The sequence below is a fragment of the Clostridium sp. D46t1_190503_E9 genome (assembly GCF_015555225.1).
GTDB lineage: Bacteria > Bacillota > Clostridia > Clostridiales > Clostridiaceae > Clostridium.
Window position 1 is genome coordinate 192,070 of the sequence record NZ_JADNKB010000002.1, and the last position, 26,465, is coordinate 218,534.

Genomic DNA, 26,465 nt, shown 5'->3' on the forward strand with positions numbered 1-26,465 from the left:
CTCTATAGGGTATATATATTTTAACATTTATATATCTATCTTTCAATTAAGAATGTACATAATTATTAATGATTCAGTAAACCAATATAAATAAAATTTATTTTTTAACTATCTTATTTACTCTTATATAAATTGGTATAATTAGTTTTATTAAGTATTATTTATAAATTTAAATTAATTATATTCACTATAGTTCTTATATTATTAAAAATATAGCTACTACTGCTTTTTATATAATTTAATTTATTATTATTTTAAGTGCTATAATAAGCTTATATATAAATAGTATTATGTTAATTTCAATTTTATATGATAAATCATGGAGGTTCTTATGGAGAAAATTTTAAATATATTTAATAATCAAAAAGAGTTTTTTTATTCTAATAAAACAAAAGATATTAACTTTAGAATTAATAATTTAAAAAAACTTAAAAATATAATAAAAGAAAATGAAAAAGATATTATGGATGCATTATACAAAGATTTAAGAAAATCAAATTTTGAAAGTTATGCTACTGAAATTGGACTAGTTTATGATGAATTAAATCTTCATATAAAAAATTTAAGAAAATGGTCCAAAAGAGAAAGAAAGAAAAGCCCTATTGTTCACTTTCCTGCTAAAAGTTATATTTATAAAGATCCTTATGGTGTTACTTTAATAATAGGCCCTTTTAACTATCCATTTCAATTGGTTATAGCCCCATTAATAGGTGCTATATCCGCTGGAAACTGTGCTATTATTAAGCCTTCAGAAAATACTCAAAATACAGCTTTACTGCTTGAAAAAATAATAAACGAAAATTTTGATGAACATTATATAAGCGTTGTTAATCCATTAGGTGGAAAAGACACGGTTTCTTACTTATTAGATTTAAAGTTTGATTATATTTTCTTTACTGGAAGCGTTAGAGTTGGAAAAATAGTTATGGAAAAAGCCTCAAAAAATCTTATTCCAGTTACTTTAGAACTTGGGGGAAAAAGCCCTTGTATAGTAGATGATTCAGCAAAGTTAGATTTAGCTGCTAAAAGGATAGTTTGGGGAAAATTTTTAAATGCTGGTCAAACCTGTGTTGCTCCAGATTATATATTAGTTCAAAAAGACGTTAAAGAAAAATTACTACTAGAATTAAAAAAAGAATTATTACTACAATTTGGAACTGATATAAAATCTAGTTCTGATTTTCCACGCATAGTAAACAAACATTCATTATTAAGATTAAAAAACTATTTAAATGATGGTGAAATATATTTTGGAGGATCAGTTGACGAAAAAGATTTATATTTAGAACCAACTATTTTAACAAACATCAAAGAAAACAACTTGATTATGGAAGAAGAAATTTTTGGACCTATTCTTCCTATTTTAGAATATTCAAATTTGGATGAAGCTTTAAGTTATGTAATAAATAAAGATAAGCCCCTTGCATTATATTATTTTTCGGAGGATTCCACTTCTATAGAAAAAGTATTAAATTCAACTACATCTGGTGGCGTTACAATAAATGACACTATAATTCATGTTGCTTCTTCCTATTTACCTTTTGGAGGCGTTGGTCCAAGTGGCATGGGGGCATACCATGGCAAAGCAAGCTTTGATATATTCACTCATAAAAAATCTGTAATTAAAAGAGGAACTTTCATTGAATTTCCAATTAAATTTGCACCATATAATAATAAAATGAAATTATTAAAAAAGGTTATGAAATAAATATTCAAATGTAAATTATATCTTATATAATTTACCTCTCTTGAAACCTTTTCATTATTAGAGTATTATATACTTATATTTTAATATTCAAATATAAGGAGGACTTTATGAAAAATTTTAATTATAAAAATGGTACTGAAATCATATTTGGAAAAGATACTGAAAATAATGTTGGTGCAGAGGTAAAAAAATATGCTAATAAAATATTACTTCACTTTGGTGGTGGTAGTATAAAATCTACTGGATTATATGATAAAGTTATAAATTCATTAAAGAAAGAAAATATAGAAGTAGTTGAACTTTCTGGAGTTAAACCTAATCCAAGAGTATCCCTTGTAAGAGAAGGTATAGAACTTTGTAGAAAAAATGATATAGATTTTATCTTAGCTGTTGGTGGCGGTAGTGTTATCGATTCAGCTAAAGCAATAGCTGCTGGTGTTAATTATAATGGAGATGTTTGGGACTTATTTTTAGGCACACCTATAAATCATAAATGTCTACAAGTAGCAACTATATTAACAATACCTGCTGCTGGTAGTGAAACAAGCTCTGGTTGTGTTATAACAAATGAAGATGGATTATATAAAAGAAGTGCTGGACACCCTACACTAAGACCTGTATTTTCTATTTTAAATCCGGAACTTACATTTACTTTACCTAAATATCAAACTTCTTGTGGTATTGCAGATATGTTTGCTCATATACTTGAAAGATACTTTACTAATGAGCAATATGTTGATTTAACTGATAGATTATGTGAAGGTTCTTTAAAAGCTATAATAAATAATGCATTAAGATTAAATATAAATCCTAATGACTACAATGCAAGAGCAGAAATCATGTTATCAGGTATGGTTGCTCATAATGATTCTTTAAGTATGGGTAGAGTTGGAGATTGGGCAACACATGATATAGAACATGAATTAAGTGGAATATATGATATTGCTCATGGTGCTGGACTTGCAATTATATTCCCTGCTTGGATGAAATACGTTTATAAACATGATGTAAATAGATTTGCTCAATTTGCAAATAGAGTTTTTGATATTGATATAAATATGAATGATCCTGAAGAAACAGCTCTTCGTGGTATTGAAGCTTTAGAAAACTTCTTTACTAAAATTGAACTTCCAACTAGATTAAGTCATGTAAATATTAGCGATGAACATATAGATGAAATGGCAAGAAAATTAGTTGCTCATTGCGATCATGTAGGAAACTTTGTAGAAATACGTTATCCTGAAGCTTTAGAAATTTTTAAATTAGCTCTTTAATCTATAGAATGAAAAAGGTGTTACTGCTGAGTAACACCTTTTTTCCTTCTAACTTTATCTAAGATACTTTAAAATATTCCTCTAAAATTACAGCCCTTATTGACTCATACTTTATACTATCAGGTAAATATTTTTTCAAAATACTTACCTTTTCATACCCATTTACCTCACAAGCTTTTAATATTTTTTCTTTATCTTCATTATTATAATACTTATTTAAATTTAAACTAATAGAAAATTCTCCATTTTCCTTTATATAATCTGTTACATACCCTAATATTGTAGAAACAGATACTTCAATATCTTCCGAAATTAATTCTAAACTAACTCCATCTTTTATCATATCTATAGCTATTTCTTCATTTGATCTCTTTTCTCCATCAATTATCACTTTTCTTTTTCCTTTTTCTTCGAAAAGTATATTTAAGTTTTTCTCTACTACAAACCTTCTTACTTCTTCTATTATTTCATTTCCATACTTAGTTATTTTTTTAGGTCCTATTCCAGATATATCTTTTAGTTCATCTAGATTCAAAGGATATCTTCCACTTATTTCTTTCAAAGTATTTAAAGATAAAATAGCTTGTGGTAGAGAGTTTTCTTTATTTGCAAATTCTCTTCTAATTACTTTTAACCTTGATAACAACTCTATATTACTATCAACATTCAAATAAACTTCTTCATTTTTCTTCTTATATTCATTATTAACTAGTTTTATATTATTTTCATCAACATACTCTTTAATTGTATTAATAAATTTCTCTCCATATTTATTTAGTTTTACTTCTCCAACTCCACTAATATTCATAAGTTCATCTAAATTAAGTGGATATTTTGTACTCATTTCTCTTAGCGTATTATCACCAAATATAATATAAGGAGGAACCCCTTCTTCGTTTGCAATATTAAATCTAAGCTCTCTTAAAATTTCAAATAATGTATTATTATCATTTGAAGTACTCTTAATTTTAACTTCCTTAAATTGAACTTTTTCTTCTCCCTTTATAACTTTAATTGATCTATTATTAAGCTTTATAACTGGATATGTACCCTCCACATAATCCATATATCCATGAGAAATTAAAGTGTTTATAAATACCTTAAGTTCATCACTAGAATAATCCTTCATTATTCCGTAGGTTGATAATTCATTAAATTTTAAATTGATAACTTTACTATTTTTAGAACCTCTTAGCACATCTACTACCATTGTTACTCCAAAAGACTTTTTCATTCTATAAATACATGATAATACCTTTTGTGCATCTATGGTTTTATCTACTAATTCGCCTTCACTTAAACAACTACTACAGTTATTACAATTTTCACTAACAACTTCTCCAAAGTAGTTTAAAATATATTTTCTATAACAGTCATTACTATAAATTAAATCTACCATTTGCTTAAGTTTAAAATATTGATTATTCTTTCTCTCTATATTTTCAGTACTAACTTCTATTAGATATTTTTGTGTATGAATATCACTTGGAGAAAATAATAGTATACACTCACTTTTTTCGCCATCTCTTCCTGCTCTACCTATTTCTTGATAATAGCCTTCTATATTTTTAGGCATATTATAATGAATTACAAATCTAATATTAGGTTTATCTATTCCCATTCCAAAAGCATTGGTGGCAACCATTATATTAATTTTATCTTTAATAAAATCTTCTTGGTTTTCTTTTCTTAATTCATCATTTAACCCTGCATGATATCTACCTGCTTTATAACCATTAGAAGTTAATAGTTCATAAATATAATCAACTTCTTTTCTTGTTGATGCATATATTATTCCTGAACTGTCTTTATTTTGTTCTATATATTTTAATATATAGCTCTTTTTATCATTTCCTTTTTCTATATTAATAAATAAGTTTTCTCTATCAAACCCAGTTACAAATAAACTTGGTCTTCTAAGTCCAAGTAAATTTATTATATCCTCTTTTACTTCTTCTGTTGCTGTTGCAGTAAAAGCTGTTATGATTGGTCTTATACTAAGCATTTCAATAAAATTTTTTATTCTTCTATAACTTGATCTAAAATCATGCCCCCATTGAGATACACAATGTGCCTCATCTATTGCAATTTGACTTATTCTACATTCCGTTATAGCCATAATAAACTCATATGATTCTAATCTTTCAGGAGCTACATATATTATTTTGTATTTATTTTCTTTAACATTAGTTATTATTTCTTCAAATTCTCTAGAAGTTAATGAACTGTTTATATATGCAGATTCTATTCCCATCTCTTTTATTGCATCAACTTGATCCTTCATTAAAGATATAAGCGGAGAAATTACTATAGTTACTCCATCTAATAATAATGCAGGTATTTGATAACAAATCGATTTTCCTCCACCAGTTGGCATTATAGCTAATACATCATTTCCGCTTAAAATGCTATTTATAATATTTTCTTGCCCTCTTCTAAAGCTTTTATATCCATAATATTTTTCTAATATTTCTAAGCCTCTATTTTTCACACAAAACACTCCTTAAAACTATCTACCATTTATTTAACTATTATAATTATCGACACAAACATACGTTCTTAATCATATATAATAGTTAAATAAGTTATCTAGAAATCGTACAATTATTTTTTCAACTAATGCTCTTCATAATTAACACTTCTAGTTAGTACATTTAACATTTGTTGTAACTTACATATTTAAAAGAAAAGTGAAGGGACTCCTTCACTTTTTCATAATAATTTCATTCTTAACTAATTTATTTTTATTCTTTTCTTTATAATAAAATATCTTGTAAAAAGTTATAAATCCCAAAACAAATACTATTACTATTATAGCATATAATTTAAATACTTCTTCTGGTAATACATCAATAATTGGATCTGTTTTTGAATCAAAAACCCAATAATCATTATTGAAAAATATCTTATGAAATATTACAAAAGCCTTTGAAAAATCTATAAATATTGAAGTAAGTAATATTGTGATTATACTTATAAGTGTATTAGCTCCATAATTAAGAATTTTAAAGACCTCAAATTTTTTATTGTGTCGATTTAAAATAAATTTAATTATTAAAAAGGCTAGTACTATAACTATAATAATTAAGTAAATATTCAAAAATATTTTTTTCACTTCATAAAAATGAAATTCTCCATTAGTACTCATTATAAAATTATTAAATTTTAGCTTTTTTATAAATGGATTTTGTAAGTAATTTAATAATAAATTATAATCATTCATTAACGCTTCTTTTGAAAGTTGACCTAATTTTGTTAAATTATATTTATCTATTGAATAACTATAAATAATCCTCAAATTTAAAGATATGATTACGCTTAATCCAATTGTAAACAATGCTACCATTATTCCTTGAATAATCTTGGATATTGAAATTAACAACCTCTTCATAGTTTACCTCTTTTATTTTTCAACATTATTAATAAGTATTAATTATATGAATATTTAGCAAAATATAAAATATCTATTTTAACTTATATACATAATAACATAATAATTATAATTTTGAATAGAAAAAATAAAACAAATACTCTATGTATAAAACAATTTAATTTTAGTTACATTGAAACTAATTGAAATACAAAAAAATATAAGATAGTTAGTAGAAATTCATACTAAATATCTTATATCCATAGTATTATCTTTAATTTTTACTACTTTTTCAGTCTACTTTAAAACATTCACATCTTCTTTCAAATTTACCATTTTCTTTTATAGATTTTATCATAACGTAGTTAGAATAACATGTTTTTTCTTTATTGTAAAAACACTTTTCTGCATTACACTCTATATGTGGAAAAAGTAATTTATCATTTATTTTATATAATTTATCTATATATAAATCTGTCTTCCCCATCATGAATACCCTTTTAGAAATTTTATATTTTTCAAATGTTACACAAGATGTTTTTATTTCATCATTTAGCTTATTGACAATTTTAATTTTATCATTATCACATATTCCAAAAAAATTATAATTGCACTTTCTAACATTACAGGCTAATCTATTCATTTGATCATCCTTTCTATAAGAGATTTTCCTCCTATAGAAAGTTTTTGCATTATATCATATATTTATTCTTATATATAAATTAACCTATTATTAAATCTATATTTTCTTTGTACTGTGGATATTTTTTATTTTTATACAATATTGCGTTTTTTGGGCAACAGCTCATGCACCTACAACACATAATGCAATTGTCTCTAAATTTAATATCATCTCCTATATATTCTATATTCCTTGTAGGGCAAACCTTTACACACAAATTACATTTATCACAACTAGAATTTATAGAAAACTTATAAGAATTTTTATATAGATCTTTAGTTTTAAATTTATATAACCTCTTCATTATTGTTGCTTTAAAATTATTTATTTCTTCTTTACTATAATTTTCAATTAAAAAATTTGCAACTGTATCTTTTATTTCATTGGATGAGCTCTGATAAATTCTATCTAAATCATTATTTTTAACATTTCTATAATTTTTACTTATAATAAAACTATCTGGCATTTTAAAATTCTTAGTCACTATAACTTTATATTTTTTTTCTAATAAAATTTTTTCTAATTCATTAAAGCATATTTTATTTTTATCCTTCCCTGTAGTAAATATCATTGTTTTTACTTCTTTATACGACATACCTAAATTATCGTTTATATATTCCATAAAATTTTGAGGAATATATTCAAAATATTTAGGAAATCCAAGTATTAAATAATCATATTCAAAACTTTTAATATTTATCTTTTCTTCTATAGAATGATTTTCTATATCACAACCATTTTTTACAAATTCTTCTTCTATTTTATTTGCAATAAACTTTGTATTTCCACTGCCACTAAAATATAAGATCAACCCCTTCAATATAACCCTCTCCTTTTATTACAATTAAAATTTAGCTAGGCTACAATAATAAGCTTATGTTAATAATTATATATTATATGCATAATATTGGAAATTATTTTAATTTTACATATATATATCTTATTTACTCTTTTTCATCAAAATAAAAAAAGATAGGACTTTTTCCTATCTTTTTCACTCATTTTTTATTCTATAATTATTGCATCTGATTCATTAAATTTCCAAAATAAAATTGCTGATACTAATATGGCTCCACATATTAATGCATATACAAGGAATAATGAATTTCCAAGCCCTCCAAATAGTATTATAAGAGAACCAATTGTTGCAAGAATAGGATTTATCTTACCCTTCCATAATCCCTTAACCTCGCCACTTAATCCCATTTTAAATACCTTAAAATATAATAATATATACAGTACATAATTTACTGTAATAGAAATTTCTGATATATCACTATTTGGTAAAAGATTATACCTTTGTGTTAAATAATGAATAAATAAGCAAGTTATTGAAATTATAAATGCCACTAATGAAGAAAAAATTGGCATTCCTAATTTTTCATTAACAATTTTTACTTTATTTGATTTTGGAAACATTCCTCTTATAGCTAAGGAATATGGTAATCTAGTATGTCCCATTATTAAGCCATTCACAGTTCCTAAAATAGAAATAACTACAAATGTTAATATAATTTTAGCTCCCCAAGCTCCAAACAATTTATTAGCCGCTAAATCAACATGTGCATCTCCTAAACTCATAATTGTTTCAGGACCAACATACATACTTATACCAACAAAATATAATACATAAATAATTAATATAAATAATGGAGCAACTACTAAAGCTTTTGGTAAATTTCTCTTTGAATCTTTTATTTCATGTCCAATAGATGTTGCTATAATCCATCCATCAAAAGAAAACGCTATAGGTGCAATTGCAGCTATCCATGTTGCTGACTTCATTTGCGTAATATCATTTATTGAAATTTCACTAGGATTTCCAAAGAAAACTCCTGCTAAAGCTATTAATATTAATGGAATAACTTTAATAACAGTTGAAGCATTTTGAAAATACCCTCCTAATTTTGCTGATAAAATGTTTAATATATAAAATAATACAATAACTGCAAAACCAATAAATATTTGAAGTTCTAACCCACCGCTAACTCCAAATAACATACATATATATATACCTGATACCCATGCAACTACAGCAATAAGTGTAGGGTAATATAAGAATGTATGAAACCATCCAAATGCACAAGCTATTGATTTATTATATGAGAATTCAGCATAAGTTATTATTCCTCCTGCAGTTGATTCTCTAGATGCCAATTCTGAAATAGTTAAGCTTCCAAATATAATTCCCATAGCAGCAATACAGAAAACAAGTACTCCTAAGCTTATACTTCCATTAGTTGCTACTAAGATATTATCACTCTTGAAAAATATTCCAGATCCTATTACAATTCCTACTATCATACCTATGGCAGTAAATAAGCCATATTCATTTTTCTTCATATTTCCACCTCTTCTTGTTAAGTTTTATTAATAATGACAAATAACTATGTCCACTATATCACAAAAAAGCAAAAATAAGAATATAAAATTAACAATTTTTAAGTATAATTTAAATATTTAATTCATTTTATCAATAAAACCCAATTTAATTTTCTATATTTGTTTTTAATAACTCCATTGGTATTTTTAATAATTACACTATTTCTATTTCTATATAATCTCTAAAATCTACTTACCCTTCTTATTATCAATTACCAAAATAATTATATATAACATTAATCAATTGTAAAATTAGCCAAATTTAATATTTTATTTTTTCTTTTACTTCTCAATATCTTAACACTAAACTTATAAAAATATTGCCACTATTCTCCACTTTATCTATATAATATTTATAATTTTTCTAAATATATTATTGATATATTTAAAAATGTAAAATTTTAAGCTTTATTTAATTTATATAGAAAAAAAATTTGTATATATTTTAAAATTATCTCAATCTTAAATATGTTATTTAGTGCAAAAATCCAAATTTTATATTTTATTAATATTCTTATTGAATAATTTTTTCTTTAAATGTAAGATATTTGTAGAGAGTGCAATCGTTTGCTCTTTCTTATTAAATTTTAACATATATATGGAGGGGTTAAAAAATGAAAAAAGTATTAGCAACTGTTTTAGCTGCATCTTTGATGGCTGGTGTATTTGTTGGATGTTCTTCTAATTCTGGCAAAACAGAAAACGATACCAATAAGAGTGATGAAAATAAAGTAGTTAAAGTATTTCAACTTAAAGTTGAAATTAATGATGCTTTACAACAACTAGCAAAAAAATATGAAGAAGAAACTGGAGTCAAAGTTGAAGTTACTTCAGTTGGTGGTGGGGCTGACTATGGTGCAGCTTTAAAGGCTGAATTCCAAAAAGGTACTGAGCCAGATATTTTCATGGTTCAAGGGGCTGGTGACTTAGAAGTATGGTCTCATAAAGTTGATGATTTATCTTCTGAAAAATGGGTTTCAAATGCTGTTAAAGGTACATTAGACACAGTAACAAAGGATGGTAAAATCTATGGTATGCCAGTTGCAACTGAAGGATACGGACTAATATATAATAAAGAAATTTTAGATAAGGCATCTATAGACCCAAAATCAATTGACACTTTCGATAAATTAAAAGCTGCTGTTGAACAATTAGATTCCAAGAAAGCTGATTTAGGTTTAGAAAATGTTATATCCTATACCACAAAAGAATTTTGGGTAACTGGAAATCATACTTTTAATATTGGACTAGCTGCACAAAATACTCCTGCACAATTTACCAAAGATTATATTGATGGTAAAGCAGACATTGTAAATAATCAAGGATTTAAAGATTGGATGAACCTTGTTGACTTACTTTGTAAATACGGTGGAGGAGCTTCTTTAGACACAATAGACTATAGTACTCAAGTTGGTAACTTTGCTTTAGGTAAGACTGCTTTCTTACATCAAGGAAACTGGGTTGCTGGAGATTTAGCAGGACTAGGTGCAGATTTTGATATGGGATTCATTCCATTATCTATTAATAATGACACTAAAATAAGTGGAAGCATTCCTGTTGGAGTTCCAATGTACTGGACAGTTAACAAAGATTCTGCTGCAAATGCTGAAGCTAAAGCATTCCTTGATTGGATGGTTACTAGTGAAACTGGTCAAAAAGCTTTAATAGAAGATATGAATATGATACCAGCATTTACTAATTTTAAAGTTGAAACCGAAGATAAATTAGCTAAGTCAATAATCGAATATAACAATGCTGGAAAAACTCTTCCTTGGGCATTTACTAATCTTCCTGATGGATTCAACAAAGAAAAATTAGCACCTATTTTCTCTAAATATGCTAAAGGAGAAATTGATCAAACTAAGATGCTTGAAGAAATTCAGGCTGCAACAAAAAAATAAGCCATAATATTTTCTTGTATCCGCAAGGGATTATAGTACCTTGTGGATACTTCTATTATAGATAAGTTTTATAGGAGATGATAATATGAAGAAAAAACGTAAATCTAATAAGGGGTTCTGGCTTTTTCTAGCTCCCTCTTTATTTGCACTAACTATGGTAGTAATAATTCCATTTTTGATAGGAATATATTATACATTTACTAATTGGAATGGTGCTAATCCCAATTACAATTTTGTAGGTCTCTCTAATTATAGTAATCTTTTTAAAGATACTCAATTTATTTATTCCTTCAAAATTACAATAGTTTATACTATCGCAAGTGTTATCTCTATAAATTTAATAGGCTTTGGACTAGCTTATTTTGTTACTAGAAATCTGAAAACAAAGAATTTCCTTAGAACTGGTTTCTTTATGCCAAATTTAATCGGTGGACTTATTTTAGGATTTATATGGCAATTTTTATTCAACTCAGTGTTTACATCTGTAGGCGCTAAATTGGGAACAGATTTTCTAGCAACATCTCTTCTTCAAGAAAGAAATACTGCCATTTTAGCCATGCTTATAGTTTCAGCCTGGCAATATGCTGGCTATATAATGGTTATTTATGTAGCTGCACTTGAAAATGTACCTACTGACTTAATTGAAGCAAGTCATATTGATGGTGCTAATGGGCTACAAGCCTTTAAACATATTACTTTACCTATGGTTGCCCCATCAATAACAATATGTTTATTTTTAACTCTTGCAAATTCTTTTAAATTATTTGACTTAAACTTCTCTTTAACACCTTTAAAGCCAACTGAAATGTTATCTTTAAATATATATAATGAAGCATTTTCATCAAATAATATGGGTATTGGCCAAGCCAAAGCTATAATATTCTTTATATTTGTTACGGCAATTTCCTTAACCCAAGTTTACTTTACTAAGAAAAAGGAGGTTGAAATGTAATGAGTAATAAAAAACATAATAAATTAAAAACATTAAATAGCTATAATTATAAATTAGGAATATTAGAATTTCTTGGATGGATATTGCTTATAGTTTATATGATTCCATTTTATCTTATGATTATGAACTCTTTTAAAACTAGAAGAGAAATTTTTGCTAATACTACTGGTTTACCTTCAGAATGGAATTTTAGTAACTATTCAGCTGCAATTGAAAGAATGAACATGAGCAGTGCATTTATTAACTCATTTATAATAACTGCATTAAGTATAATATTAATAGTTTTATTTTCCTCAATGGCTGCTTGGACTTTAGCTAGAACTAAAACAAAAACAAGTAAAGCAATATTTTATTTGTTTGTAGCAGCAATGATAGTTCCTTTTCAGGCTGTAATGCTTCCATTAGTAAAATGGATGGGTATGATGCGTATTGATGCTATAAACTTTAGTATGCTTGGAACACATTATGGACTTATTTTTATGTATATAGGATTTGGATCAAGTATGAGTATATTCTTATATCATGGATTTATAAATAATATTCCTTTAGAAGTTGAAGAAGCTGCTATAATAGATGGTTGTAACAAATGGCAAATATACCATAAAATCGTATTTCCCCTTTTAAAGCCAATTACTGTAACAGTTATGGTTTTAAACGGTATATGGATATGGAATGACTTTTTATTACCTTTCTTAACTATAAACGGTAAAATTAATACTATTCCGCTTGCCATGAATACTTTCTTCGGTGCATTTTCCAAGCAATGGGAACTAGCTATGGCAGCGCTAATTTTAGCTGTAATTCCAATTATTATCTTCTACTTCTTTGTTCAGAAATATATAATTAAAGGAATAGTTCAAGGTTCAATTAAATAATAACTTTATTTCCTATATTAAGTTTTATAGTTTATACTTAGTATATACTACGAAACTTTTAAAGGAGATTTTATGGAAAATATTATTATTTCTTATCTCTTAATTGTTAACATTATAGCTTTTATAACAGTTTATATAGACAAGCAAAAAGCTATAAAAAAACAATGGAGAATTAAAGAATCTACTATCATTTTTATTGCATCAATTGGTGGAAGTATAGGAACTTATATAGGAATGTATTTTTTTAGACATAAAACGAGACATCTTAAGTTCACCTTAGGGATACCACTAATAATTTTAATACAGCTCTCAATTTTTATATTTATAAAAAATAGAATTGGATAATTTATAATAAATTATCCAATTCTATTTTAAACTATCTTTGAAATCACTCATTTGTATAAACCAATTTTTAAAATCATCAATTTTATTATCCAAGTAATTTATTCTTTTTACAGTAAAATATGTTATAGGCTTATCATTTTTAAAACCTAATTCCTCTAAAACTCTGTGGTCTTTATTATAAATAGAACAACAAATTTCTATATTTTCAATTGCCTCTTCTATACTATCTCTAAATAGTTTGCATAATAAAATTTTAGTGTATTCTTTATCTATTGAATTTAATTCTAATATTTCAATTTTATTTTTACCTTTTTTAAATACAATTGAAGCTAATACTAATTTATTTTTGCTAACAACATAATTATTATATTTCTCCATAGGATTTTCTCTAAATAACCATCTTAAATAATTTGCATCTTTATAAATTTTTATTTTATTAGAATCATTTTTTAATACTAATGAATAATTGAAATTATACTCATTATCTATATATACTTTTTGAATATCACATCTATTTATATGATAAATATCCTTATCCTTAATTTCTAACTTAAGTGTTGGTATCTCATATATATCCTCAAACCCAAACTTTTTTACTAAATTATAATGGCATATCTCATTTGGAAATCCTAATAATAACTTATAGTCTCTTTCTTTTAGCTTTTCATAAACTTTTATTGCAAGTTCACAAGATAATCCATTATTCCGAAAATCAGGCCTAACTAATATTGGCATAGATATTCCTGATTTAATTATCTCATCATCTACTACTAAATTAATAGGTAAAACTAAATAACTTGCAATCATTTTATTATTTTCTCTTGCAATACAAAGAATAAAATCATCTATTGGGTTATTTAAATATCTCCATAAAAAATAATCCCTACTTATGTCTTTATTAAGACAAACTTTATTTAAGTCCTTTAATTCATCTACTATTTTACTAAAATCTTCTTTATCTACAAACTCTAATTTCATAATTACACCTACTAGTTTTTCTTCTAATAAAATATATGAATCTTAAATTCATTACGTTCTAAAAAAAGAGGATATATGTAATTTTTATTATTCTGTAGCCATATTAATATTAAAATTAAATTATATTAACTTAAAGATTAAAATAGGGTTATAAAAAAACTATCCATAGAATAGACTTCATATTACTTACTAAAGAGTAGCTAAAGTAAATTGGAATAGAATTTATATAACATAAATTCTATTCCAATTTATTAAATATCTTTTTTAGAATATACGTTAGATGTAATAAAATATGATGCTAAAACCAATGTAAATACGCATAGACCAACCAGTATTTTAACTATTAACATATCAAAATTTATCTTTGGCAAATACTTTATTAATTCAGTTGAAAACACCATTGGAAAAACTGCTAAAAATACAAGTGCTATTCTACCTTTCTCAAATCCTAATATTAATTCGAACGGAATCAATATGGACATCATAAAAATACCTATGCCTATCATTATATAAATCAATGACCATAATGGACCAATTTCACTTATTGTAACTATATTAAAAGAAGTTAATCCTGTATATAATACTGATGATATTATAATAGCTATTAGTGTATTAATAGCTACAAATATATATCTTGATAATATATATTCTTTTGGCTTTATTGGCAGAGAATATATTAAATAATTCATTTTACTTTTTTCTTCATAAAATGCAGTGCTGTAGCATGTAGCCATTATATATAATGCTCCACTAAAGGTTATCATTTGAGGACTTATAAAGCCTAAAAATATTCCCATAGCAATTACTAGAGCCATATATTTTTTTAGCGACAATACTGTTTGAAATTGCAAAAATAATAAATTTAGTATTCTGTTCATATTAATCCCTCCTAGTATAATAAAGCATAATATCTTCTAAAGTTGGTTTTTCATAAATAACTTCACTTCCAAATATCTCAAATACTTCTTTTTTATTTGATGCTAATCCTTCAAACCCAAACTCATTAGTTTTAATAGAAATAAGATATTTTCTTGTTTCATTATCTAAAAGTTCTTTTTTTCCTTTTATTATAGAATGCTGTTCTAAAATTTCGTCTTTCTCTCCATATAAAATGATTTTACCTTTATATATAAATATAATATAATCAGCACATTTTTCTAAATCACTAGTTACATGAGTTGAGTAAAAAATTGTAAGGTTTTCTTTTTCCATTTCTTCTTGCAATATTTCTAAAAACTCATTTCTTACAATTGGATCTAAACTAGCAGTAGGCTCATCCATTATTATAATTTTAGGCTTTATGGATAATGCCATAGTTAATTCAAATTGCTTCTTTTGCCCTTTTGATAATTTTCCATAAACCGCTGACTCCTTTATATTGAATTTATTAATTAAATTATTATATAAATTTTCATCCCAGTTACTATAAAATCTAGATACAGAAGCCTTTATATTTTTTAATTTACTTTCTTCTAAAAAACCACATACATCACCAACAAATCCTATTTGTTCTTTAGCCTTAGGTTCTTCCGAAATATTTTCTCCTAGAACTAATATTTCTCCTTCATCACATTTAATCATATTCATTATAGCTTTTATAGTAGTTGTTTTTCCTGAACCATTGGGGCCAATAAATCCTGTTATGAAGCCCTCCTTTACTTTTAATTCTTCTATATTTAATTTAAAATTCTTATACTCTTTTTTTAAATTTTTAATTTCAATTGCCTCCACTATTATACCTCCTCATATAAACTCTTAAATATTTCTAACGCCTCATCTAATGTTAATCCAATAGCTTTTGCAGAAATTATTGCTTCTTCTAATTTATTTTCAATTTCAAACATAGCCACTTCTTTAAGTCGTTCATTATTTGCTTCGGCTACAAAAGTTCCTTTCCCTACAACAGTTTTAATAAATCCTTCTTTTTCAAGTTCTTCATACGCTCTTTTAGTAGTAATTATGCTTACTTTCAACTCTTTAGCTAAAGTTCTTATTGAAGGTAGTGCTTCGCCAGGCTTTAAAGTTAAATTAATAATTTGATTCTTTATTTGATTTTCAATTTGCTCATATAAAGGCACTTGTGAGGAATTGCTAATCACTATATCCACTTTTTCACCTCCAATTGTATATGAAGTGTATATACTATCTATATACATATATTAATTCATATATACACTATTGTCAATAGAATTAAAAATTTAACAGTCTAATAAACATATTTAACGTAAAATTTAATTTACTTTTTCAAGTAAGCTTTATTACCTTGAAAAAGTAAATTTATTATTTTTATATAAGGGGGCGTGTTTCATCACCACCTTATATACTTTTCTATTAATTCTTTCTAAAGGGGCTCGCGAAACGCGAGGTCCTTTTAACCCATTGATTCTGCTTAATTTGAATAGTAATCTTACTGAATCATCTTCCTTATGTATAAAAGAAAATTAAATAAAGAAACCTGATGCTTACATAGGTTTCACATTTTCACGAAAATCTTTCATAATGATATTAATATACTAAAAAAGGGAAGTTCTAATTCGAACTTCCCTTTCTCTAGACTAGTATCAAAGTTTATTTTGATACATCCTCTTTTTAATATATTTTAGTCTTCTTTTACATTTATTGAAATACCTAATTCTTGTAATTGCTTTTCATCTGCTATATTAGGTGCTTCACTTAAATAACAATAAGCATTTTGGTTTTTAGGGAATGCAATAACATCCTTTATATTTTCTGTTCCAGCTAAGAACATTACCATTCTATCAAGTCCAAAAGCTAATCCGCCGTGTGGTGGTGGTCCAAACTTAAATGCATCTATTAAGAATCCAAATCTTTCTTGTGCTGATTCTTCTGTGAATCCTAATGCTTTAAACATTCTTTGTTGAAGCTTTGAATCATGTATTCTTATAGATCCTCCACCTAATTCTTCACCATTTAAAACTAAATCATATGCTTTTGATCTTACTGCACCTGGATTAGTTTCTAGCATATCTAAATCTTCATCCATAGGTGATGTAAATGGGTGATGTGCTGCATGATATCTTCCTTCTTCCTCATCATATTCGAATAATGGGAATTCTGTTATCCAAGTAAAATTAAATTCGTTTTTATCTTTTATTAAGTCAAATTGTTTAGCAAGCTCTAATCTTAATGCTCCTAAACTTTGGAATACTACTGAATTCTTGTCTGCAACTATAAAGATAGCATCTCCAACCTCTGCTCCCATAGTTTTAACTATTGAGTTTGTAACATCATCAGTTAAGAACTTAGAAATAGAAGATTTAACTCCATCTTCTTTTAATTGAATCCATGCAAGACCTTTAGCTTTATAAGTCTTAACAAATTCACCTAATTTATCTATTGGCTTTCTTCCAAGCTCTGCTCCACCTTTTAAACATAATGCTCTTACTGAACCACCAGCTTCTATTGCTGATTTAAACACTACAAAATCCATATCCTTTACGTCTTCTGTAATATTAGTTATTTCCATTCCAAATCTTAAATCTGGTTTATCTGAACCATACTTTTCCATAGCATCTTTAAATGTCATTCTCTTTATTGGTAATTTAACATCTACTCCTGCTACTTCTTTAAACACATGAGCTATTAAACCTTCATTCATTTTAATAACGTCTTCTTGTTCAACAAAACTCATTTCTAAATCTATTTGAGTAAATTCTGGTTGTCTATTTGCTCTTAAATCTTCATCTCTAAAGCATTTTACAATTTGATAGTATCTATCAAATCCTGAAACCATTAATAGTTGTTTAAAAATTTGTGGTGATTGTGGAAGCGCATAGAACATTCCAGGATAATTTCTAGAAGGTACAAGATAATCTCTAGCTCCTTCTGGTGTACTCTTTGTAAGCATTGGAGTTTCTACTTCTAAAAAGTTATTATCATCTAAATAGTCACGAACTGATTTAGAGATTCTATTTCTAATCATGAATATTCTTTGCATATCTGGTCTTCTAAGATCTAAATATCTATATTTTAATCTTATACTTTCAGCAGCATCTAAGCCTTCCTTTATATATATTGGAGGTGTATCTGATTCTGAAAGAATTTTTAAACTTTCACACTTAAGCTCTACTAATCCTGTTGGCATATTATGATTAGGAGCTTCTCTTAAAACTACTTCTCCAGTAACTGCTATACAATATTCAGGTCTAACATCTTTAGCTTTTTCAAAAGCTTCAGCATTTATCTCTTCACCAAATACTATTTGCATTATTCCTGTTCTATCTCTAAGGTCAATAAATTGTAGACCTCCTAATTTTCTATTTCTTTGCACCCAACCCATTAATGTGATTTTTTGTGATACATTACTTTCTCTAACTTCCCCACACATTAGGGTTCTTTTTAAGCCACCTAAAGCTTCACCCATTTTTTCTTCCTCCTAACTATTTTACAAGCTTTGCTATTTCTTCTATATTATCTAAACTTACTTCAAATTGCTCACCATCACTCATTCTTTTAAGCTTTAGTGTCTTATTTTGAAGTTCGTCATCACCTAAAATTGTAGTAAAGGCAGAACCTATTTTATTTGCATATTTCATTTCTGCTTTAATACTTCTTCCCATATGATTTATTTCTGTCTTTATACCAACTGCTCTAAGTTTATTAGCTAATACAAAAGCACTTGTCTTAGCATCTTCCCCTCTAGCACCTATATAAAAGTCAACTAATCCTTCATTTGGAATTTCTATACCTTCTTTTTCTAAAGTCATTATAAGTCTTTCTAAACCTAATCCAAATCCTACAGCTGGCATTTCTGGTCCACCAATTTCTTCTATAAGCTTATCGTATCTTCCGCCACCACAAACTGTAAAATCATCATTTAATATTTCAAATATAGTCTTTGTATAATAATCTAATCCTCTAACTATACCTGGATCTACTTTATATTGTATTTTTAAAGCATCTAAATAATTTTTAACTTCAGTAAAGTGAGAATCACACTCTTCACATATATAATCTAATATAATTGGAGCATGCTTAGTTATTTCATTACAACTTTTTTCTTTGCAATCAAGAATTCTCATTGGATTTTTTTCAAATCTAGTTTTACAAATTCCACAAAGATTATCGTAATTTTCTTCAAGATATTTCTTTAGAGCTTCATTATATTTAGGCCTACATTTAGGACACCCTAAGTTGTTTATATTTAAACTTAAGCTTTTAAGTCCTAGCTTCTTTAGTGATTCCATAGCTAATGAAATTACTTCAGCATCAATTGAAGCTTCTTTTGACCCAAAAACTTCAACTCCATATTGATGGAATTGTCTAAGCCTACCTTTTTGAACATTTTCATATCTAAAACAAGGTATTATGTAATATAACTTTGTTGGTTGAGCTTCATTAAATAATCTATTTTCTATAAAAGCTCTTACTGTTGGTGCAGTACCTTCTGGTTTTAAGGTAATGCTTCTATCACCTTTATCATTAAAAGTGTACATTTCTTTTTGCACTATATCAGTTGTTTCTCCAACACCTCTTAAAAATAATTCTGTATGTTCAAACATTGGCGTTCTTATTTCTCTTACTCCATATGCTTTTGAAACTTCTCTTAAAACTCCCTCTACATAATGCCACTTATATGCATCTTGAGGTAGCATATCCTTAGTACCCTTAGGTGCTTGGATTTCCATAAAATATCTCCTCCTATTTAAGGTAAAGTGTATCTAAAAGTTTTATCTTTTCCTCTACCATTTCCTTAATTCTACTTGTGTACTCTCTAATATCTTTAACATTTCCAAATCTTTCAATTCTATTTTCTTCTAGAAAGACTACTTTTGATACGGCATCTGCTCCTAAAGCTATTATAGTTTGCTTATCTTCTATCATCTGTATATTATATAAGCATTCTTTGCCTTCTTTAGAATAGCCTAAATTCTCCATATTGCCAACCATATTTTTTTGTCTATACATATAATATGGCTCTATATTTAAACTTTTAGCTAAACTTCTACTTACTTCATACATTGATGAAAGTTCATCTTGCTTCTTTATTTGTATTCCTTTTTTTAAAATGAAGTTTTCATAAAGAATTGATGCTCTTTTTAAGGATAATCCATGGACAGTTAAGCTATCTGGTCTTAACTTTAAGATTTCATTTGCAGTATATTCTGCTTCTTTTATCCCTTCTCCTGGCAAGCCAATTATCATATCCATATTTATATCATCAAATCCTAAATTTCTAGCTAAGTTAAATTTATCTATAACATCTTTTGATGTATGTCCTCTACCAATCATTTTTAATGTATCATCGTTCATTGTTTGAGGGTTAATACTTATTCTAGTAGTGTTATATTTTTTCATAGTTTGAAGCTTTTCTAAAGTTATACTATCTGGTCTTCCACATTCTACAGTAAATTCAACTATATCTTTATCTAATACAAAGGCATTATAAATTTCTTCCATAATATCTTCAAACTCTTCATTATTTACTGCTGTTGGAGTTCCTCCACCAAAATATACACTTTCTATTTTTAAATTTCTCTCATTAACATATTCTTTCATTTCTCTTATTTCATATGTTAATGCTTCTAAATAAGGATTTACTAATTTTTTATTTCCACCTATAGGATTAGCTGTAAAGGAACAATAAAAACATCTTGTTGGACAAAATGCCATTCCAATGTAGATAGCAATACTCTTTTCATCTTTATTTACAAGTTCTTGCTCTTTTTTAGCTACTTTTATGCAAAGCTTAGCTTTTTCTTCTGAAGCTAAGTACTTCTTTGCAAATATATCTATTATTTCCTTTTCACTTTTTCCTTCTTCTAAGTATTTCAACGCTATTTTAGATGGCCTTATTCCTACAAGTATTCCCCATGGATAGTAATCTCCTGTTATTTCTTTCAATGAAGAAAAAATTAATCTCTTAATATCCTCTTTTATATTTTCTAAAACAGTACATTCTCTATAAAACTCATTAAATGAAAATGATATTTTATCTTCTTCTATGTTTATTATATAGTTACCATCTTCTTCAAACTTAATTTCATCAAGCGCATAATATATATTAAACATTTGATATACGTCATATCTATATTTTAAATTATTTAAACTAATTTTTAATTCCATTTATTCTCCTCTTATGCTAGAAATGGATTTTTCATCCTTTCAAATATAATAGTAGATTTTGGTCCATGACCTGGGTAAACTTCTACATCATTATCAAGTACCATAAGCTTAGTTTCTATACTTTCTATAAGCTCATTATAACTACCACCTAAGAAGTCTGTTCTACCTATTGAACCATTAAATAAAGTATCTCCAGTAAATACCTTATCTTCTACTAAGTAACAAGTTCCACCTTTTGTATGCCCTGGGGTAAATATTGCTTTAAAAGTTAATTCTCCAACCTTTATTTCATCACCCTCATTTATATATTTATAAATGTTAGGTAGCTTTCCAAATATTCCTGAAGAATCCATTTCCATATATTCTTCTTCTGCTTTATTAAGATAAACATCTACTTTATATTTATCTTTTAATTCTTCTACAGCTCCATTGTGGTCAAAATGGCAATGTGTTAAAAGTATTACTTCTATTTCAATTCCTAGAGCTTCAATTTCTTTCATTAAATAACTAGCCTCTGCACCTGGGTCTATTACAGCAGCTTTATTTGTCTTTTCATCTATTACTAAATAACAATTTGTTTGCAATGATCCAAGCGGATATGTTTTTACTATCATACTTATCCTCCTTTTTAAAAGTTCTTTTTGCTATCTAACATTAAAGTCACAGGTCCATCATTTTGGATATCTACTTTCATATGTGCTCCAAACTCACCAGTTTCAACTTTCAAATTTGATTCCTTTAATAATTCAACAAACCTTTCATATAAAACTTTTGCTTTTTCCCCACCTTCTGCTTCCATGAAGTTTGGTCTTCTACCCTTTCTACAATCTCCATAAAGAGTAAATTGAGAAATCACTAAAATTTCACCTTTTACATCTAAAACTGATAAATTCATTTTATCAGCTTCATCTTCAAATATTCTTAAATTAACTAGCTTCTCTTTAATATATAATAAATCTTCCTCAGTATCATCCTTTGAGATGCCTATTAATACATTCAGTCCTTTATTTATTGACCCAATAATATTTTCTTCTACTGTAACTTTAGAAGATGTTACTCTTTGAACAACGGCTCTCATATAATCACCTCTTTAGTTATTCATTCTATATACATCCATTACACCTTTTAGTCTTCTTATCTTTCTCATAAGCTCTCTTAGCTGTTCAATGGAATCAATTTTTACCTTTATATTTATTATGGCAATATTGCCTTTTGATGATTTAGCATTTAATGCATTTAATGGTAATTTAGCTTCAGTTATTATCATCATTATATCCGATAATATTCCTATTCTATCTTCTGCTCTAACTTGTATTTCAGCTACATAGGCTGTTCCCTTTGAAGAACCCCATGAAACTTCTACAACTTTTCCATTATCATAATCAATTAAAGCTTTTAAATTACTGCAATCACTTCTATGAACTGAAATTCCTCTTCCTTTAGTTATATATCCAAGTATCTCATCTCCCGGAACTGGATTGCAACATCTAGCAAACCTTACCATAAGATTATTAACGCCTTTTACTGTTACTCCATAATCATTAGAAGATGTTTTCTTATTTGTATTTGCCTTATCTGATTTAGAAATATGATCATCAATTGACTTATTTATGCTTTCTAAACTTTGTTTTTCAGTAATATTTTCTTCTTTTAACTTAGCTATATATGATGAAGCTGAAATCTGCCCCACTCCTATTGAAGCATATAAATCTTCCATACTGTGAATATTGTATCTTTTAACTGACTTTTCGTATGCTTCACCTTTGGCAATTTCTGAGTAAATTACCCCTTGTTTCTTTAGTTCTTTTTCAAAAACTTCTTTCCCTTTATCTATATTTTCTTCTTTTTTAATTTTCTTAAACCATTGTCTTATTTTACTTTTAGCTTGATTACTTTTAGCCATATTTAGCCAATCCATATTAGGTCCCTTAGCATTATTAGATGTTAATACTTCTACTATTTCACCTGTTTTTAGATTATAATCAAGAGGTACTATTTTACCATTTACCTTTGCTCCAATACATCTATTTCCTATATCTGTATGTATTCTATATGCAAAGTCTATTGGAGTAGCTCCACTTGGTAAATTTATCACAACGCCTTTTGGAGTAAATACAAAAATTTCATCTGTAAATAAATCTATCTTAAAACCTTCAATAAATTCTTCTGCATCTGATGTTTCTTTTTGCCACTCAAGCATATCTCTTAACCATGCAAGCTTATTTTCAAAGGATTTTTCCTTATCTTCTTGCGTATCACCCTCTTTATACTTCCAATGGGCTGCTATACCATATTCTGCAGTTTTATGCATCTCAAAGGTTCTAATTTGTATTTCAAATGTTTTCCCTTGAGGCCCTATTACAGTAGTATGAAGAGATTGATACATATTAGGCTTTGGCATTGCTATATAATCCTTAAATCTACCAGGAATAGGTTTATATATAGTATGAACTATCCCTAATACACCATAACAATCTTTAACTGTATTTACTAAAATTCTTATTGCTGTTAAATCGAATATTTGCTCAATACTTTTATTTTTATTTATCATCTTTTTATAGATACTATAAAAATGCTTTGGTCTTCCATCTATATCAGAATCTATTTCAGATTCCTCCAATTTATTATGTAAATCTTCTATTATTTCAGCAATATAAGTTTCTCTTTCAGCTCTTTTTTCTGCTATTTGTTTTACTAAATCATAATACTCTTCTTCATGCAAATATCTAAAAGATAAATCTTCAAGTTCCCACTTAATTTTAGAAATACCTAATCTATGAGCTAATGGAGCATAAATATCTAAAGTTTCTTTAGCCTTTTGCTTTTGTTTTTCTTTAGGCATAAATTTTAAAGTTCTAAGATTATGTAATCTATCCGCTAGCTTTATAATTATTACTCTAATATCCTTTGCCATAGCTAAAAGCATTTTTCTAACATTATCGGCTTGTTGCTCTTCTTTTGTCTTATATTCTATTTTTCCAAGCTTAGTTACACCTTGAACTAAATCTGCAATTTCTTCATTAAATATGTTTTTTATATCATCATATGTATAGTGTGTATCTTCTATAACATCGTGTAAAAGTCCAGCTACGATTGTACTAGTATCCATACCCATTTCAGCAAGTATTTCAGCCACATCTATTGGATGTGTTACATAGGGCTCACCTGACTCTCTCTTTTGGTTCTTATGAGCATCACATGCTAAATCATATGCTTTTTTTACGATATCTGTATCTATATTGTTACAATTTTCATTTATTTTTCGTAATAGGCTTTCATACATATGGGTAATCTCCTTTGATTAAGTCTAAAATAATTGGCTGGTTTTAACAACCAGCCATTTTCTTTTATTATATAATATTTGATTTGATATTTCAACAATATTAAAATTCGTAATCAACTAAAGACATAACTTCATATTTTCCTAATTTATCTCTTCCATGTAAACCTGTAAGCTCAATTGCGAAATCTAAACAAACTACTTCTCCACCAGCTAATTCTACAAGCTTAGCTACTGCATCTATTGTACCACCTGTTGCTAGTAAATCATCAACTATTGCAACTCTTTGTCCTTTTTTTATAGCATCTTTGTGTATTTGTAATGTATCGCTACCATATTCTAAATCATAAGTTATTGATATTGTTTCACCAGGTAACTTTCCTGGCTTTCTTACTGGTACAAAACCTATACCCATTGCATAAGCTACAGGAACTCCATAAATAAACCCTCTTGCTTCTGGCCCAACTATTAAATCTATATTTTTATCCTTAAGATGTTCAACCATTTTATCAATTGAATATCTTAGTGCTTCTCCGTCTCCAATTACTGTTGTTATATCCTTGAAGCTTATTCCTTCCTTTGGGAAATTTTCAATTACTCGTATCTTTTCTTTTAGATTCATGATAAATCCTCCATTACTAAAAATTACAAACTATATAATCATTTTTCTTACTAAAAACCATCAATATAATTTTACAGTAATTATCTAATTAATTATATAGTTATCTTTGATTTGTTTAAATATTTTGTTATTTGTTCAGCTCTATCTTTCTTAGTAGTAGTCAAAAGTTCTATAATTATACGTGCATTATCCATCATTGTAACTGCATTTATAGTTGGTGTAATGACATCTATAATTTTCAATATGCACTCTTCATCCATTTCAACAATACTATAATAATTCATTATAGACCTTAAGCCATAATTATTAGTATTTATTAAAAATTTTCTTCCTTCCTTTAAAATAACACCATTTTCTCCTTTTAAAGGAACTTCTGCCCACTGCTCTCCTATAAGTATCAAATCCAAATACTTATTTATGCTCTTTATGTTATAGTATATAGCAATTGCTTGCATTAATTTAAAGGTTAATCCACTAATAGATAAATTTTTATATCTATACTGGCATCCCCTTTGATTTGGATTTATGTATATGTAATTTCTCTCATTATTAACTTCTTTATTTTCCAAAACTATCAAATCTATCCCAAGATCCCTACAAAGCTTTTCTTCTTTTTCTGAACTCAAATCTATACCTAAGGTTATCAAAAGTTGACCCCCTAGAAAACTAACATTATTCTTTATATCTTCTGATGTTATTCCAGAACTAGAAGTTTCATCATGAATTATATATTCTATATCTGCATTTAAATATTTTAATACCAATATTAAAGATGATATAGCACATATTCCATCTACATTAGGTACTCCATAAATAACTATCTTTTTTCTATTATTTATAGCTTCTACCATATGTTCAATAGCTTTATTCATATTTTTAAGTATAAAGGGATTATATCCAGTAATATAATTTGGACTATAAATACTCTCCCAAAACTTACGCATTATAAACTCCTCCATAAAACTTAAGAAAACACATATATTATAATGTAAAATCTCCAATATTACAAA

General features: G+C 27.0%; 23 protein-coding genes. 6 read left to right on the forward strand and 17 right to left on the reverse strand.

Translation table 11 applies throughout. The features are described from left to right. Positions 1-331: 331 nt before the first annotated feature. Positions 332-1,708, forward strand: coding sequence for an aldehyde dehydrogenase (locus I2E83_RS02830; protein ID WP_195428466.1), 1,377 nt, complete (start codon positions 332-334; stop codon positions 1,706-1,708). A 107-nt stretch (positions 1,709-1,815) separates the two neighbouring features. Next, positions 1,816-2,982 carry an iron-containing alcohol dehydrogenase gene (locus I2E83_RS02835; RefSeq protein ID WP_195428467.1) on the forward strand — a complete coding sequence of 389 codons (1,167 nt, stop codon included), beginning with the start codon at positions 1,816-1,818 and terminating at the stop codon, positions 2,980-2,982. 58 nt (positions 2,983-3,040) lie between these two features. On the opposite strand, the gene recQ is transcribed toward I2E83_RS02835, so the two are convergent. The 5 genes from recQ to I2E83_RS02860 form a co-directional block, all read right to left on the reverse strand. Continuing rightward, positions 3,041-5,473: a DNA helicase RecQ gene (recQ, locus tag I2E83_RS02840; protein ID WP_195428468.1), complete on the reverse strand. Its 2,433-nt coding sequence runs from the start codon at positions 5,471-5,473 to the stop codon at positions 3,041-3,043. A 213-nt stretch (positions 5,474-5,686) separates the two neighbouring features. Continuing rightward, complete coding sequence (locus I2E83_RS02845) at positions 5,687-6,373, reverse strand: TIGR01906 family membrane protein (protein WP_195265591.1); 687 nt, start codon at positions 6,371-6,373, stop codon at positions 5,687-5,689. Positions 6,374-6,644: 271 nt separating this feature from the next. Next, the gene (locus tag I2E83_RS02850) at positions 6,645-6,995 is read right to left on the reverse strand and encodes a DUF1540 domain-containing protein (protein WP_195428470.1); all 351 of its coding nucleotides are present in this window, start codon (positions 6,993-6,995) and stop codon (positions 6,645-6,647) included. Between the two features lie 79 nt (positions 6,996-7,074). Continuing rightward, a complete protein-coding gene (locus I2E83_RS02855; RefSeq protein WP_195428471.1) occupies positions 7,075-7,854 on the reverse strand; it encodes an EFR1 family ferrodoxin in 780 nt (259 codons plus the stop codon). Positions 7,855-8,039: 185 nt separating this feature from the next. Then, positions 8,040-9,377, reverse strand: a complete 1,338-nt coding sequence (locus I2E83_RS02860; protein ID WP_195265597.1) for an APC family permease — start codon at positions 9,375-9,377, stop codon at positions 8,040-8,042. Positions 9,378-10,030: 653 nt separating this feature from the next. On the opposite strand from I2E83_RS02860, the gene I2E83_RS02865 reads away from it, so the two are divergent. From I2E83_RS02865 to I2E83_RS02880, 4 genes are all read left to right on the forward strand, one after another. Continuing rightward, a complete protein-coding gene (locus tag I2E83_RS02865; protein WP_195428472.1) occupies positions 10,031-11,317 on the forward strand; it encodes an ABC transporter substrate-binding protein in 1,287 nt (428 codons plus the stop codon). An 85-nt stretch (positions 11,318-11,402) separates the two neighbouring features. Further along, on the forward strand, positions 11,403-12,269 hold the full coding sequence (locus tag I2E83_RS02870) for a sugar ABC transporter permease (RefSeq protein WP_195428473.1): 867 nt from the start codon (positions 11,403-11,405) through the stop codon (positions 12,267-12,269). Beyond that, a complete protein-coding gene (locus tag I2E83_RS02875; protein ID WP_195428474.1) occupies positions 12,269-13,144 on the forward strand; it encodes a carbohydrate ABC transporter permease in 876 nt (291 codons plus the stop codon). Before I2E83_RS02870 ends, I2E83_RS02875 begins: the two co-directional genes overlap by 1 nt. A 72-nt stretch (positions 13,145-13,216) precedes the next feature. Then, positions 13,217-13,489, forward strand: a complete 273-nt coding sequence (locus I2E83_RS02880; RefSeq protein WP_195265605.1) for a DUF1294 domain-containing protein — start codon at positions 13,217-13,219, stop codon at positions 13,487-13,489. 21 nt (positions 13,490-13,510) lie between these two features. On the opposite strand, the gene I2E83_RS02885 is transcribed toward I2E83_RS02880, so the two are convergent. From I2E83_RS02885 to I2E83_RS02940, 12 genes are all read right to left on the reverse strand, one after another. Further along, a complete protein-coding gene (locus I2E83_RS02885; protein WP_195428475.1) occupies positions 13,511-14,467 on the reverse strand; it encodes a GNAT family N-acetyltransferase in 957 nt (318 codons plus the stop codon). Positions 14,468-14,718: 251 nt separating this feature from the next. Then, entirely contained in the window at positions 14,719-15,345 is a 627-nt protein-coding gene (locus tag I2E83_RS02890; protein WP_195265609.1) for an ABC-2 transporter permease, read from the reverse strand. A gap of 1 nt (position 15,346) precedes the next feature. Further along, a complete protein-coding gene (locus I2E83_RS02895; RefSeq protein ID WP_195265611.1) occupies positions 15,347-16,198 on the reverse strand; it encodes an ABC transporter ATP-binding protein in 852 nt (283 codons plus the stop codon). A gap of 2 nt (positions 16,199-16,200) precedes the next feature. Next, positions 16,201-16,575, reverse strand: a complete 375-nt coding sequence (locus I2E83_RS02900; protein WP_195428476.1) for a GntR family transcriptional regulator — start codon at positions 16,573-16,575, stop codon at positions 16,201-16,203. A gap of 491 nt (positions 16,576-17,066) precedes the next feature. Continuing rightward, positions 17,067-18,851, reverse strand: coding sequence for an aspartate--tRNA ligase (gene aspS / locus I2E83_RS02905; protein ID WP_195428477.1), 1,785 nt, complete (start codon positions 18,849-18,851; stop codon positions 17,067-17,069). Between the two features lie 16 nt (positions 18,852-18,867). Continuing rightward, positions 18,868-20,115, reverse strand: coding sequence for a histidine--tRNA ligase (gene hisS, locus I2E83_RS02910; RefSeq protein WP_195428478.1), 1,248 nt, complete (start codon positions 20,113-20,115; stop codon positions 18,868-18,870). Positions 20,116-20,128: 13 nt separating this feature from the next. After that, complete coding sequence (locus I2E83_RS02915) at positions 20,129-21,553, reverse strand: coproporphyrinogen III oxidase (RefSeq protein ID WP_195428480.1); 1,425 nt, start codon at positions 21,551-21,553, stop codon at positions 20,129-20,131. An 11-nt stretch (positions 21,554-21,564) separates the two neighbouring features. Continuing rightward, on the reverse strand, positions 21,565-22,167 hold the full coding sequence (locus tag I2E83_RS02920) for an MBL fold metallo-hydrolase (protein ID WP_195265621.1): 603 nt from the start codon (positions 22,165-22,167) through the stop codon (positions 21,565-21,567). A 14-nt stretch (positions 22,168-22,181) separates the two neighbouring features. Beyond that, positions 22,182-22,631, reverse strand: a complete 450-nt coding sequence (gene dtd / locus I2E83_RS02925) for a D-aminoacyl-tRNA deacylase (RefSeq protein ID WP_195265623.1) — start codon at positions 22,629-22,631, stop codon at positions 22,182-22,184. 12 nt (positions 22,632-22,643) lie between these two features. Further along, positions 22,644-24,836, reverse strand: coding sequence for a bifunctional (p)ppGpp synthetase/guanosine-3',5'-bis(diphosphate) 3'-pyrophosphohydrolase (locus I2E83_RS02930; RefSeq protein WP_195428481.1), 2,193 nt, complete (start codon positions 24,834-24,836; stop codon positions 22,644-22,646). A 100-nt stretch (positions 24,837-24,936) separates the two neighbouring features. Continuing rightward, a complete protein-coding gene (locus I2E83_RS02935; protein ID WP_195265627.1) occupies positions 24,937-25,455 on the reverse strand; it encodes an adenine phosphoribosyltransferase in 519 nt (172 codons plus the stop codon). A 92-nt stretch (positions 25,456-25,547) separates the two neighbouring features. Next, positions 25,548-26,399 carry a DHH family phosphoesterase gene (locus tag I2E83_RS02940; protein WP_195265629.1) on the reverse strand — a complete coding sequence of 284 codons (852 nt, stop codon included), beginning with the start codon at positions 26,397-26,399 and terminating at the stop codon, positions 25,548-25,550. Positions 26,400-26,465: the final 66 nt, after the last annotated feature.

Coding starts and splice junctions, on each gene's coding strand:
- I2E83_RS02885 (WP_195428475.1), bottom strand. CDS start 14,467: ATGAAATTAGAGTTTGTAGATAAAGAAGATTTTAGTAAAATAGTAGAT.
- I2E83_RS02890 (WP_195265609.1), bottom strand. CDS start 15,345: ATGAACAGAATACTAAATTTATTATTTTTGCAATTTCAAACAGTATTG.
- I2E83_RS02940 (WP_195265629.1), bottom strand. CDS start 26,399: ATGCGTAAGTTTTGGGAGAGTATTTATAGTCCAAATTATATTACTGGA.
- I2E83_RS02860 (WP_195265597.1), bottom strand. CDS start 9,377: ATGAAGAAAAATGAATATGGCTTATTTACTGCCATAGGTATGATAGTA.
- I2E83_RS02935 (WP_195265627.1), bottom strand. CDS start 25,455: ATGAATCTAAAAGAAAAGATACGAGTAATTGAAAATTTCCCAAAGGAA.
- aspS (WP_195428477.1), bottom strand. CDS start 18,851: ATGGGTGAAGCTTTAGGTGGCTTAAAAAGAACCCTAATGTGTGGGGAA.
- I2E83_RS02870 (WP_195428473.1), top strand. CDS start 11,403: ATGAAGAAAAAACGTAAATCTAATAAGGGGTTCTGGCTTTTTCTAGCT.
- I2E83_RS02830 (WP_195428466.1), top strand. CDS start 332: ATGGAGAAAATTTTAAATATATTTAATAATCAAAAAGAGTTTTTTTAT.
- I2E83_RS02880 (WP_195265605.1), top strand. CDS start 13,217: ATGGAAAATATTATTATTTCTTATCTCTTAATTGTTAACATTATAGCT.
- I2E83_RS02835 (WP_195428467.1), top strand. CDS start 1,816: ATGAAAAATTTTAATTATAAAAATGGTACTGAAATCATATTTGGAAAA.
- I2E83_RS02915 (WP_195428480.1), bottom strand. CDS start 21,553: ATGGAATTAAAAATTAGTTTAAATAATTTAAAATATAGATATGACGTA.
- I2E83_RS02875 (WP_195428474.1), top strand. CDS start 12,269: ATGAGTAATAAAAAACATAATAAATTAAAAACATTAAATAGCTATAAT.
- dtd (WP_195265623.1), bottom strand. CDS start 22,631: ATGAGAGCCGTTGTTCAAAGAGTAACATCTTCTAAAGTTACAGTAGAA.
- I2E83_RS02930 (WP_195428481.1), bottom strand. CDS start 24,836: ATGTATGAAAGCCTATTACGAAAAATAAATGAAAATTGTAACAATATA.
- I2E83_RS02865 (WP_195428472.1), top strand. CDS start 10,031: ATGAAAAAAGTATTAGCAACTGTTTTAGCTGCATCTTTGATGGCTGGT.
- I2E83_RS02850 (WP_195428470.1), bottom strand. CDS start 6,995: ATGAATAGATTAGCCTGTAATGTTAGAAAGTGCAATTATAATTTTTTT.
- hisS (WP_195428478.1), bottom strand. CDS start 20,115: ATGGAAATCCAAGCACCTAAGGGTACTAAGGATATGCTACCTCAAGAT.
- I2E83_RS02845 (WP_195265591.1), bottom strand. CDS start 6,373: ATGAAGAGGTTGTTAATTTCAATATCCAAGATTATTCAAGGAATAATG.
- I2E83_RS02920 (WP_195265621.1), bottom strand. CDS start 22,167: ATGATAGTAAAAACATATCCGCTTGGATCATTGCAAACAAATTGTTAT.